Source organism: Saccharopolyspora karakumensis, assembly GCF_004349225.1.
GTDB lineage: Bacteria > Actinomycetota > Actinomycetes > Mycobacteriales > Pseudonocardiaceae > Saccharopolyspora > Saccharopolyspora endophytica.
Genome location: NZ_SMLA01000029.1, coordinates 1 through 12129 on the forward strand (window position 1 = coordinate 1; position 12129 = coordinate 12129).

General features: G+C 71.8%; 11 protein-coding genes. 5 read left to right on the forward strand and 6 right to left on the reverse strand.

Features of this window, described 5'->3' with window-relative positions:
* Positions 1–403 precede the first annotated feature (403 nt).
* Genes E1202_RS18665 through E1202_RS18675 form a run of 3 tightly spaced genes read left to right on the forward strand, consistent with a single transcriptional unit; the run spans position 404 to position 4936 of the window.
* Positions 404–1435: an AAA family ATPase gene (locus E1202_RS18665; RefSeq protein ID WP_132684435.1), complete on the forward strand. Its 1032-nt coding sequence runs from the start codon at positions 404–406 to the stop codon at positions 1433–1435.
* Position 1436: 1 nt separating this feature from the next.
* On the forward strand, positions 1437–2687 hold the full coding sequence (locus E1202_RS18670; RefSeq protein ID WP_132684436.1) for a DUF58 domain-containing protein: 1251 nt from the start codon (positions 1437–1439) through the stop codon (positions 2685–2687).
* Positions 2684–4936 carry a transglutaminase TgpA family protein gene (locus tag E1202_RS18675; protein WP_235878627.1) on the forward strand — a complete coding sequence of 751 codons (2253 nt, stop codon included), beginning with the start codon at positions 2684–2686 and terminating at the stop codon, positions 4934–4936. Before E1202_RS18670 ends, E1202_RS18675 begins: the two co-directional genes overlap by 4 nt.
* A gap of 72 nt (positions 4937–5008) precedes the next feature.
* On the opposite strand, the gene E1202_RS18680 is transcribed toward E1202_RS18675, so the two are convergent.
* A complete protein-coding gene (locus E1202_RS18680) occupies positions 5009–5428 on the reverse strand; it encodes a DUF3040 domain-containing protein (protein WP_132620667.1) in 420 nt (139 codons plus the stop codon).
* A 293-nt stretch (positions 5429–5721) separates the two neighbouring features.
* A complete protein-coding gene (locus tag E1202_RS18685) occupies positions 5722–6450 on the reverse strand; it encodes a class I SAM-dependent methyltransferase (RefSeq protein WP_132684437.1) in 729 nt (242 codons plus the stop codon).
* A 116-nt stretch (positions 6451–6566) separates the two neighbouring features.
* Between E1202_RS18685 and E1202_RS18690 the strand changes: the two genes are divergently transcribed.
* Positions 6567–7397: a ParA family protein gene (locus E1202_RS18690; RefSeq protein WP_132684438.1), complete on the forward strand. Its 831-nt coding sequence runs from the start codon at positions 6567–6569 to the stop codon at positions 7395–7397.
* A gap of 4 nt (positions 7398–7401) precedes the next feature.
* Positions 7402–8181 (forward strand): DNA-formamidopyrimidine glycosylase family protein, encoded by a 780-nt coding sequence (locus tag E1202_RS18695; RefSeq protein WP_132684439.1) that lies wholly within the window; start codon positions 7402–7404, stop codon positions 8179–8181.
* A 134-nt stretch (positions 8182–8315) separates the two neighbouring features.
* On the opposite strand, the gene E1202_RS18700 is transcribed toward E1202_RS18695, so the two are convergent.
* The 4 genes from E1202_RS18700 to E1202_RS18715 form a co-directional block, all read right to left on the reverse strand.
* On the reverse strand, positions 8316–9584 hold the full coding sequence (locus E1202_RS18700; protein ID WP_132684440.1) for a uracil-xanthine permease family protein: 1269 nt from the start codon (positions 9582–9584) through the stop codon (positions 8316–8318).
* 160 nt (positions 9585–9744) lie between these two features.
* Complete coding sequence (gene pspM / locus E1202_RS18705; RefSeq protein ID WP_132684441.1) at positions 9745–10557, reverse strand: phage shock envelope stress response protein PspM; 813 nt, start codon at positions 10555–10557, stop codon at positions 9745–9747.
* A gap of 16 nt (positions 10558–10573) precedes the next feature.
* A complete protein-coding gene (locus tag E1202_RS18710; protein ID WP_132684442.1) occupies positions 10574–11404 on the reverse strand; it encodes a PspA/IM30 family protein in 831 nt (276 codons plus the stop codon).
* A 288-nt stretch (positions 11405–11692) separates the two neighbouring features.
* Complete coding sequence (locus E1202_RS18715; RefSeq protein WP_132684443.1) at positions 11693–12124, reverse strand: helix-turn-helix domain-containing protein; 432 nt, start codon at positions 12122–12124, stop codon at positions 11693–11695.
* Between the last annotated feature and the right edge of the window lie 5 nt (positions 12125–12129).

Below are 12129 nucleotides of genomic sequence, written 5' to 3' on the forward strand. Positions count from 1 at the left end.
CCACCGCGCCCCACAGTACCCCACTCCGCTCCACCGTCAACACGAAACGCCCCCTTCACCCCAGCGAGGTCGCCACTGTTTCCGCAGGTAGCACGCCGTGGGGGCGAAGTGGGGGAAAACGGGGGCGCCGCTGCGACCCCACCCCACCACGCACCACCGCCGGTCCACCAGCCACGATGAGTGGGAAATTCGCGAAAACCGCCGGTCAGCACGCGTGTAGATCAACTAGTCGGGCGGACGGTTATGCTCAGTCCGTTCGATGTCCGGCAGCCGTCGGGCATCGGTGGTGGGGTGAAGTGGGGGCAGTGCCGCCTCCGGCTCCGCCGGCCCGGTCCGGGTGTCCTCCCGTCACCCCCGGTCTGCGGGCCAGACATGACCGGGAGGGCGCAATCCAGGAGGTGGCGTGACGCCGAAAACCCAGCTGACCGGTGCCGTCGGACCAACGACCGACGGGCCCGTCGCCGCCGCGCCCGGCATCGATCACGTGCACGGGACCATCCAGCGCATCGCCGCCAACGTCGAGCAGGTCCTCGTCGGCAAGCCCGAGGTGGTTCGGGTCGCGCTGGTCACCATGCTCGCCGAGGGCCACCTGCTGGTCGAGGACGTCCCCGGGGTGGGCAAGACCTCGCTGGCCAAGGCCCTCGCGCGCTCGATCGACTGCACCGTCAGCCGCATCCAGTTCACCCCGGACCTGTTGCCCAGCGACATCACCGGCGTGTCCATCTACAACCGGCAGACCGAGAGCTTCGAGTTCCGGCCGGGCCCGGTGTTCGCCAACGTCGTGGTGGGCGACGAGATCAACCGCGCATCGCCGAAGACCCAGTCGGCGCTCCTGGAGTGCATGGAGGAGCAGCAGGTCACCGTCGACGGCGACACCTACGCGCTCGGCTCGCCGTTCATGGTCATCGCGACGCAGAACCCGGTCGAGATGGAGGGCACCTACGCCCTCCCGGAAGCCCAGCGCGACCGCTTCACCGCGCGGGTGTCGATCGGCTACCCCGACGCCAAGGCCGAGCTGGCGATGGTCGACGAGCACTCCGGGCACGACCCGCTGAGCCAGCTGCGCCCGGCCGCCGACGCCGCCGAGGTGCAGGAGCTGCTGCACGTGGTCTCCCAGGTGCACACCTCCACCGACATCCGCCGCTACGCGATCGAGCTGGTCACCGCGACCCGCAAACTCGCCGAGCTGCGGCTGGGCGCCTCGCCGCGCTCGACGCTGCAGCTCGTGCGGGCCGCTCGCGCGCAGGCCGCGCTGGCCGGCCGCGACTTCGTCATCCCCGACGACCTGCAGGCCGTGGCCGTCCCGGTCCTGGCGCACCGGCTGGTGCTGACCAGCGAGGCGCGCGCGGCCCGCCGCTCGGCGACCGACCTGGTGCGGCAGCTGCTGGAGCGCATCCCGGTGCCGCGCGGCGAGACCCACGACGAACGAGGCTGACATGCTGTCCGGGCTGACCATCCGCGGCCGCTGCCTGCTGGCCGCGGGCGTGGCAGCCGGGATCTGCGCGCTGGTCCTCGACGAGCGGGACCTGCTGCGGGTCTCGGCGTTCGTGATCGCCTTGCCGCTGCTGGCGCTGGCGCTGTCCGGCCAGGTCAGGTTCGGCGTCTCGGCCCGAAGGGTGATCGATCCGCCGCGCGTGGAGGTCGGATCGCGGGCTGACGTGCAGCTGCACATCAGCGGCAGCGGTCGGTTTCCCGCCGACGGGCTGGTCCTGGAGGACGGCACCCCGCACGCGCTCGGCGGCCGCCCCCGGTTCCGGCTGCCGATCGTGCCCCGCCACGGCGGCCAGGTGCTGACCTACCCGGTGATCCCGGCGCTGCGCGGCATCCACCACATCGGACCGCTGCGGACCTGGATCGGCGATCCGTTCGGACTGGCCCAGTTCGAGCGCGAGCTGGCCGGGCGCTCCCGGATGGTGGCGACACCGCAGGTCGTCGAACTGGCCGGGCTGCCCGCCGGTTCCGGGCTGGGCACCGGCGAGGACGGCACCGCGCGGCTGCGCGCCGGGCACGGCGAGGACGACGCGATGGTCCGCCAGTACCGGCAGGGCGACGACATCCGCCGGGTGCACTGGAAATCCACCGCGCGACGCGACGAGCTCATGGTGCGGGTGGAGGAACGGCCCTGGCACGGCGGCGTCACGGTGCTGCTGGACCGCCGCTCGGCCGCGCACCGGGGCAACGGCGCTCACAACAGCGTCGAGTGGGCGATCTCCGCGGTCGCCAGCATCTGCCTGCACCTGGCCCAGCACGGCCAGCAGGTCCGCCTGGTCACCGAGGACGGCCATCCGCTGGCCCGCGACATCGGCGGCGACGACGGCGAGCGCGACGAAGCGCTGCTGGACTCGCTGGCCGCCGTTCGCCCGTCCCCGCAGCGCGACCTGCAGTGCAGCCGCGACCCCGGCGACGGGCACGAGCTCATCGCGGTGCTCGGCGAGACCACCACCGCGGCCGTCGCGGAGCTGACCAAGCTCCGCCCGCAGGAGACCCGCAGCATCGCGGTGCTGCTCGCGGTCCGGTCGTGGAACGGCGACGGCGCGGGCAACGACGTGGACGACGCCGCGCGCAGGCTGCGCGCGGCGGGCTGGACCGTCGTGGTGGCCGACGGCCCGCGAACGCCGATCACCGAGGTGTGGCGCGAGCTGTGCGGGCAGACCAAGGCAGGCGACACCGCGGGAATGATGCAGTGAGCACCGACAGGACCGGTTCCCTCGACACCTCGCTGGTCGCCGCCGCGGCGGGAGCGGTGGCCGTCATGTGCGCCTCGGCGGCGTTCGCCGGGGTGCTCGCCGACCTGCGCTGGCTGCTGCCCGCGCTGATCACCGTCGCCGCGGTCGTGGGCACCGGCGTGGTGGGCAGGCGCCTGGGCTGGCCGAACGTGGGCGTCGCGGCCGGTCAGCTGGCCGTGCTGCTGGTGGCGTTGACCGTTCTGTTCGCCGGGTCCAGCGCGTTCCTCGGGGTGCTGCCGGGACCCGCCGCGTTCGGCGAGCTGGCCCGGCTGCTGGGCGGCACCAGGGAGCTGATCAGCACCGGCGTTCCTCCGGTGGCCGCGGAGCCGCCGCTGCAGGCGCTGGTGTGCCTCGGCCTGGGCGTGGTGGCGCTGCTGGTGGATCTGATCGCGGTGGGCATCGGCACGCCGGCGGTGACCGGCCTGGTGCTGCTGTGCGTGTTCGCGATCCCGGCGTCGTTGTCGGACCTGATGCTGCCGTGGTGGTCGTTCGCGGTGGGTGGTGCCGGCTACGCGCTGCTGCTCGCCTCCGGAGGCCATCACCGCAGGTGGCGGCGTTACGAGGAGCCGGATCGAGTCGCCTACACGCTGTTCGGCCGGACCACTTCCGTGGTCGCGGGCACCGCCGGTGTGATCGCGGTGCTGGCCGGTTCGGTGTTCACCGGGGTCGGCACCGAGGGGCGGTTGCCGGGTTCGGTGCCCGAGGAGTTCGGCGGCACCGACGGGATCGGGTTGCAGCCGTTCACCTCGCTGCGCGGGCAGCTCAACCGCGACCAGGTGGTCGAGCTCTTCCGCGTCCGGGGGCTCCAGCAGGACAGCTACCTGCGCGCGATGACGCTGCGCAAGTTCGACCCGCGCTCGGGCTGGCAGCTCGACGGGCTGACGCAGGGCGTTGACGCGAACGCCCCGCTGCCGCTGCCGGAGGGCACCACCATCGGACGCGGCAGGCCCGAGCGGATCGAGGTCCAGCCGATCGGCTACCGCGACCCGTGGCTGCCGGTGTTCGGCACGCCGGTCGAGGTGTCGGGCATGGGCCGGAACTGGCGGTACGACCCGGCCGCGGGGATCGTGTTCACCCAGACCAACCAGGAGACGCGGCCCTACACCCAGCAGGTCATCGTCCCGGATCCCTCGCCGGAGGAGCTGCGCTCGGCGCGCGGGCCGATGCCGATCGATCCCGCCTACGTCGACGCCTCGGGCATCGCGCCGGAGGTCGCCGATCTCGCACGTCAGCTGACCGAGAACGCGCCCACCGAGTTCGACAAGGCCGTGGCGCTCAACCGGTACTTCACCGACCCCGCCAACGGCTTCCGCTACGACCTGACCACGGCGCCCGCGACCGGCCAGGACGCGCTGAGCGACTTCCTGTTCCGGGGCAAGCGCGGGTTCTGCGAGCAGTACGCCTCATCGATGGCCGTGCTGCTGCGCTCGATCGGCATCCCGTCGCGCGTGGCGGTCGGCTTCACCGCCGGCTACCAGGACGGCACCGAGCAGGTCATCACCACCGAGGACGCGCACGCCTGGGTGGAGGCGTACTTCCCCGGCTGGGGCTGGCAGACCTTCGACCCGACGCCGCTCAGCGACGGCCGGACCGCGCTGCCGCAGTTCCTCGACACCGCGCTGCACCCGCCGCAGGCGGCCGCTCCGCTGCCCGGTCAGCCGCTGCCCGCCCCCACCCCCGGAGCACCGGTTCCGCCCGAGGCCGGGGCGCAGCCCGACCAGCCCGACGCCCGGGACGTGCCCGAGCAGCGCCGCGAGCCGGCCGGTCGCGCCTGGTCGGTGGCAGCGCTGGTGCTGATCGTGCTGCTGGCCTGCGCCGCCGCGGCGACGCCGCTGGCGGTGCGCGAGGTCCGCCGCGGTCAGCGCCTCCAGGCGATCACCGAGGGCCGCGCGGGTGCGGCGGACACCGCGTGGCGGGAGGTGCTGGACGAGTTCCGGGATCGCGGCTACCAGCCGCGCGACACGCACACGGCCCGGCAGCTCGCCGACCGGCTGGCCGAGGACCACGAGCTGGACGCCGCCGGCACCGACGCGCTGAAGCAGCTGGTCAAGGCCGTGGAGCGGGAGTGGTACGCGCCCACCTCGCAGCCGGACGGCACTCTGCCGGAGACGCTGAAGGCGATCACCGCGAGCCTCCAGCAGAACGCTCCCCTGGACCTGCGCTCCCGCCTCTTCCCGCGCTCCGCCTTGCCCCCGTGGCGCAGCTCCTGAGGATCGGCCCGCACGCACGAAGATCGCCGCCGGGTCCTCGTGGGGCCCGGCGGCGATCTTCGATGTGAGGTTCTACTGCTCGAAGCGCTTGCGGAAGCGCTCCTCCATGCGTTGGGCCAGCGAGCCGCGCGCGGAGGCGCGGCCGGAACCGCGCTTCGGCTTGTCCCCGCCGCCGCTGTTGTTGTCCGTGGCCTCGGCGTCATCGCCGCCACCGCGCAACGCGGACAGGACGATCACTGCTCCGCCGAACATCACGAGGAAGCCGACAACGCTCAACACCGGGATCTCCGCCGGTCGGAGGGCGGGGATCACCGCGCCGACGACCAGCAGAGCAAGGCCCAGCACGAAGACGGCGATGCCCTGCAAACGCCGACGTCGGGATGGGCGTTGTAGCCGTCCTCCGCGCACGGTGGAGGCGAACTTGGGGTCCTCGGCGTAGAGCGCGCGCTCGATCTGCTCGAGCTGTCGCTGCTCGTGCTCGGAGAGTGGCATGACTCCTCCTCCGGCACAGGTTCTCGGTGGCGCCGGGCTTGCCGACCGGCGAACGCTTGGGGGCGTCACCACTGAGGATACGGTTCCAGCGACGCGACGACTACCCGGTCCGGCCACCGGAAACCTGCGACATTGCGGACATCGTCGGAACGGGGCTGTGATCGACTTCTTCGGCGAGGTCAACGACCAGCGGTAATCAACCGAAGCACCCTGGGTAGTCGCGGTCAGTGATCATTTTGTCACCTGTACGGCCGATCGTCGAAATTTCCGAAACCGGACGGTCCGCCCCGTTCTCAGCTGGGCTTCCGGGCGATCGCGTGCAGCCGGGTGGCGATGTCCCGCAGCGGCGAGCGGGTGGCCGCGGCCTGCTCCAGCTCCGCGACGGCGTCGGCGGTGCGCGGGTTGTCGTCGGTGACCGAACCCGGCACGAGGTCGCTGAGCGCGCCCTGACCCTGGACCAGCTCGACGGTGAACCCGCCCGCGCTCAGCGACCGATGGAGCCCGTCGGTGTCGAACCGGCGCTGCAGGGTCTCCGAGCCGGCGTCCAGGGTGCCGTCGGCGTCGTTGAGCAGCCGCAGAGCCTCGCCGACGCGGCCCGCCAGCGCCCGGCCTAGGACCGCCGCGTAGCGGTTGGCCACCAGCACCGACACCGCTCCGCCGGGGGCGGTGGAGGCGGCCAGCGCCGCGATGGCGGCGTCGACGTCGTCGACGACCTCCAGCAGACCGTGCGCGAGGACGAGGTCCGCACCACCGTCGGGGCTGAGCGCGGCGAGGGCTTCGGTGTCGCCTTGCAGCGGGGTGACGCGATCGGCGACGCCGGCGTCCTCGGCGCGGCGTTGCAGGGTGGCCAGAGCGTTGGGGCTGGGGTCGATGACGGTCACCGCGCAGCCCGCTTCGGCCAGCGGCACCGCCCACACGCCGCTGCCGCCGCCGACGTCGAGCACGCGCGGTCGGCGGCCGAGCCGCTGCGCCGCGTCGGCGATCTCGGTTTCCAGCACCTGGTGGACGGCGTCCGTTCTCATGCCAAAAGCGTAATGCCGTGTGGGCCGAGATCCGCAACGGCGTGCCGCACCAGGACCGCCTGGGCAAAACACGGCCAGCACTGCTCATGTCGACGCCGGTTCCGTAGGCTGACCGCGTGCAGACGGTTGCGGTGCTGAGTCTCAAGGGTGGCGTGGGCAAGACGACCGTGGTGCTCGGGCTTGCCTCGGCCGCCATGCGGCGCGGGGTTCGGACGCTGGTGGTCGATCTCGACCCGCAGTGCAACGCCACGGCCGCCCTGGAACCGGAGAAGACCGCCAAGGGCCTGACCGATGTCCTCGCCGATCCCCGCCCGGAGGTGTTGCGGGCGGCGGTCACCGGCAGTTCGTGGGGCGACGAGGTCGACGTCCTGGTGGGTTCGGAGGACGCCGAGAGCCTCAACGGGCACGCCGACGGCGATCACCTGTCCCGGCTCGACGACGCTCTGTCCGAATTGGACGACCTGATCGCCGAGGGCGAGCTCCCCTACCAGCTGGTGCTGCTGGACTGCCCGCCGTCGCTGGGCCGGCTGACGCGGTCCGCGCTGGTGGCGGCCGACCGGGCGCTGCTGGTGACCGAGCCGACGATCTTCGCGGTGTCCGGCGTTCAGCGCGCTTTCGAGGCGGTCCAGGCCGAGCGCGCCAGCAACCCGGACCTCCAGCCGCTGGGCGTGGTGGTCAACCGGGTGCGGCCGAGGTCGCACGAGCACCAGTACCGCATCGACGAGCTCCGGGACATCTTCGGCCCGCTGGTGATGCCGGTGGCGCTGCCGGACCGGCTCGCGGTCCAGCAGGCCCAGGGCGCGTGCATGCCGATCCACCAGTGGGGCACGCCGGGCGCTCGCGAGGTCGCGCTGGCGTTCAACCTCATCCTCGCCCGCACGTTGCGCGCGGGACGGACCCGCCGTCCGGAGCCCGAGGACGAGGACTTCGCCGAGGAAGTCGAGTGACCCGGTGCCCGAGGGCGACACGGTCTTCCTCGCCTGCCACCGGCTGAACGAGGCCCTGGCCGGGCGGGAGCTGATCCGCGGTGAGATCCGACACCCCCGCCTGTCCACTGTGGAGCTGAAGGGCCGGGCGGTGAGCGAGGTCCGCCCGGCGGGCAAGCACCTGCTGATCCGCTTCGAGCACGGTCGCACGCTGCACAACCACCTGCGGATGGACGGCGCGTGGCACCTCTACCCGCCGAGCGGCCGGTGGCGGCGTCCCGGACATCAGGCGCGCGCGATCCTGGCGACGGCCGATCGGGTCGCGGTCGGCTTCGCGCTGCACGACCTGCGCTGGCTGCCCACCTCGCGCGAGTCGGAGCTCGTCGGGCACCTGGGCCCGGACCTGCTGTCACCGGACTGGGGCCCCGAGCAGGAGGACCAGGCGCTGCGCAGGCTCACCGCTGACCCGGACCGCGAGATCGGCCTGGCCCTGACGGATCAGCGCGTCATGGCCGGTGTCGGGAACCTCTACAAGACCGAGGTCTGCTTCCTGCTCCGCCGCTCCCCATGGACCCCGGTCGGCGAGATCGACGCCCGCGAAGCGGTTCGCCTCAGCCACGACCTCCTCCTCCGCAACGCCTGGCACCCCGAGCAGACCACGACCAAGAGCCTCCGCCGCGGCGACGAGCACTGGGTCTACGCCAGGAGGACCTGCCTGCGCTGCGGAAACCAGGTCCGGCGGGGGTCCCAGGGCAAGCCCCCGGACCACCGCGTCACCTACCACTGCCCCCACTGCCAACCCTGACCTCTTCCGCGAAGTCCCCGGATCTCAGTGGAGATCAGGTCCCGGATCTCCACTGAAATCGGGACAACGATGCGCGAGGGGCCAATCCCCGCGACCTCTGCGTCCGAACGGCCGGGAGACCGAGGGGGTTCCGGTCAGGGGACGTTGCGGACGTCTGCGAGGTTCCGCAGGAGGGGGAAGACGATGACGATCCCGATCGAGCCCCAGACGAGACCGGTGATGCGCAGGTCCCCGACGCTGAGCGTCAGGTCGCCGACGCCGGCGATGACGGCCGTGCCGAGGACCGCGAGGTTGACGGGGTCGGCGAAGTCGACGCGGGCGTCGAGCCAGATCCGGACGCCGACCAGCGCCAGCATCCCGAACAGCACGAGCGTCGCACCGCCGAGGACGCCCATCGGCACCGTGTTGATCAGCGCGGCGAGCTTCGGGGAGAACGACAGCACGATCGCCGCCAGCGCCGCGACGAAGCAGGACGCCGTGGAGTAGACGCGGGTCGCGGCCATGACGCCGATGTTGGCCGCGTAGCTGCTCACCGCCGAGCCACCGGCCGAACCGGACAGCATCGTGGCCAGTCCACCGCCGATGAGCGCGTCACCGACGTAGGGGTCGAGATCGCGGCCGGACACGGCCGCGACCGCTTTCAGATGCGCGACGTGCTCGGCGACCAGCACTATCGCCAGCGGCAGCACGAACGGAACCACCGAGACGTGCACCTGCGGCGTGATCATCTCCGGGATCCCGATCCACGGAGCCGCGGCCAGCTCGGCGACCCGCTCGGGCACCAGCTGACCCATCCCGGCCGCGTACAGCCAGCCCACCAGGACGCCGATCAGCACCGCCGCGCGTCCGGCCATGCCGCGGCTGATCACCGTCAGCAGCACGACGGTTCCCAGCGTCAGAGCCGCGGGAACGCGCTGCTGGTCGAAGGACGAGACGGACTGCGGGGCGAGGCTGAGCCCGATCATGAGCACGATCGCGCCCGTGACCACGGGCGGCATCGCGGTTTCCAGCAGGCGCACGCCGAGCGCCTTGACGGCGACGCCGAAGGCCAGCACCACCAGTCCGACCACCATGATCCCGCCGAGCAGGGCCGCCGGACCGGCACCGACCTCGCCGACCGCGGCGCTCATCGGCACCACGAACGCCACCGAGGAACCGAGGTAGCTCGGCACCCGGTTGCGGGTGATCACCAGGAACAGCAGCGTGCCCACACCGGACAGCAGCAGGGTGGTGGCGACCGGGAAACCGGTCAGCAGCGGCACCAGCGTGGTGGTGCCGAACATCGCGAGCAGGTGCTGCACGCCGAATCCGATGGTGAGCGGCCAGCTCAGGCGCTCCTCGGAGGACACGACGGAATCGCGCAGCAGTCGTCGACCGTTGCCGTGCACGGCCCACAACGCCACATTGGCCTCCCCGAGCCACCGTTCAGGTGGAACAACTGTCACGGCATGTGATGACTGGGGAAAGATTACTATTCGGCATCACGCAATCAAGGCACCCGGTCCGTCGAATGTGAGAAATATCGACTACCCCTAGTGATGCGAATGCAGCGCGGTGTGAAGATCAGTGCTGAGCGGACCCGTCCACTTCGCCGAAGACCTCGCGCATCCCGACGGCGAGACCGGCCAACCGGTCCGTGGCGTCCTGCAGCAGGTGCCGCTGCTCGCCCGAACCGCTCGCGGCCACCGCGCGACCGGCCGCGGCCACCACACCGCCGTAGGCCGCCACGCCCTCGTCCAGCTCAGCCCGCAACCGGTCGACGTCCGCGCGGAGCTCCTGCTGCTCGGCGGACGGCGCGTAGCGCATCGCCGACTCCACCGCGACCAGCCGCTTGGCGCCCCGGCGCAGCTCCGCGGCAGCGGCGTCCGCCGTCGCCCGCGCATCGGCCGCCGACGCACCCGCACCGGCCGAGGTGAGCTCGGCCAGCGCGTTGTTGAGCGTCTGCTCCGCCTCCCGCAACCGCTGCATCGGCGGCCGGGCGGCCGACCCCGCAGCGGGCAGCGGCTCCGTGGCGGTGGACTCCGGCAGCGGCGTGTTCTTCAGCTTCCGGTACTTCAACCCGGCGCTGACCGCGCCCACACCACCGGCCACGGCGACACTGCCGAGGCCGACCGCGGCGGTCTCCCCGGCCCACTGCCAGAAGAAGACCGAATCCACGATCGGCGTCATCCAGGAAGCGACGGCGCCCAGCCCGAAGACACCCGCGGTGGCGCCGCTGGTGCCCGCGAGCCGCTTGGCGGCCTTGCGCCGGCGGACCAGCCGGGCACGCGGATCGCGCCAGTCGGCCCACTTGCGCCGGACCTCGGTCGCCACCGGACCGCGCAGGGTCTCCAGGGCGGCTTCGCCCAGCTGCGCGAGCTCCTGTTTCCGGGACATGGCGCCTCCGCCTCGATCAGGCCTGGTCGGCCTGCGGCTTCTCCTGATTCTTCGTCTCGGCAGGGGTCTGCTCACCGCTGCTGGAGAGCTGCTGCTGCGCACCACCGGTGACCTGCTGCTGCTCGCCGCCACCCATGGAGGCGCGCAGCTGGGCCAGGCGGCTGGCGCCGGCCGCGTCCACGGAGGCCTGCTCGACCTCCATCATCCGGCCCTGCACGCTGTTCTGCGCGAGCTCCGCCTCACCGAGGGCGGTGGTGTAGCGGCGCTCGATCTTGTCCCGGACCTCGTCCAGCGAAGGCGTGTTGCCGGGCGCGGAGACCTCGGTCATCGACTTCATCGACGCCGAGACCTGCTCCTGCATCTTGGCCTGCTCCAGCTGGCTGAGCAGCTTGGTGCGCTCGGCGATCTTCTGCTGCAGGACCTGCGCGTTGCGCTCGACGGCCTGCTTGGCCTGCTCGGCGGCACCCAGCGACTGGTCGTGCAGCGTCTTGAGGTCCTCGACGCCCTGCTCGGCGGTGACCAGCTGGCTGGCCAGCTGCGTCGCGGTCTCCTCGTACTTCTGGGCCTTGGCCTCGTCCCCTTCGGTGCGAGCCTGGTCGGCCATCACCAGCGCCTGCTTGGCCGAGGCCTGCAGCTTCTCAACCTCGCCGAGCTGGCGGTTCAGCTTCATCTCCAGCTGGCGCTGGTTGCCGATCACCGACGCGGCCTGCTGGGAGAGGCTCTGGTGCTGCCGCTGGGCCTCTTCGATGGCCTGCTGGATCTGCACCTTCGGGTCGGCGTGCTCGTCGACCTTCGACGAGAACGACGCCATCAGGTACTTCCAGGCCTTCACGAACGGGTTGGCCATCTCCTCCGCCTGCCTTCTCTCCGCTTGCCGGCTGCCCCCAGCCGATCTCTCGCCGATACAACGCATCAAGAGCCTCGGCTGGTTCCATCGTGTCAGGTAGTTGTGTCCGCTTCCACCAAACACGGCAGATCTCCGGGTATTTCCCGGAGCGCTCAGCGTTGATCGAACCAGCCCCGTCCGACCGCCGCCGCTCCGGGGGCATAACGGACATTGAACCGTGATCAACTAAAACCCGACCGCCCCGCGAGCCGGCTGGCACGCGGGGCGGTCGGTGTGTCGTCTAGTAGTTCAGGCGGCCACTACCTGCTTGCGCACAGGAGCGCTGATGCGCTGGCTGAGCACCGGCTGAAGCCCCGCGCGGGCGTCACCGGCTTCGGCGAACTGCTGCTCGGCGTCGGCGAGCTCGGCACCGAGCAGGCTCGGCACCAGCTGACCACCGTCGAGGTCCGCAGTCGCCGGCTGCTCGACGACGGATGGCACGACCATCGTCCCGTCGAGGTCACCGGCCACGGTCACCAACAGCTCTGGCAGCGGCAGGTCCAAGGCATCACAGATCGAGGACAGCAGCTCACTGGACGCCTCCTTGCGGCCCCGTTCGACCTCGGACAGGTATCCGAGGCTCACCCGGGCAGCGCGCGAAACGTCCCGCAACGTCCGAGACTGTGCGGTCCGGGCGCGGCGCAGCCGTTCACCGACCGCCTCCCGCAACAATACGGTCATCGCGC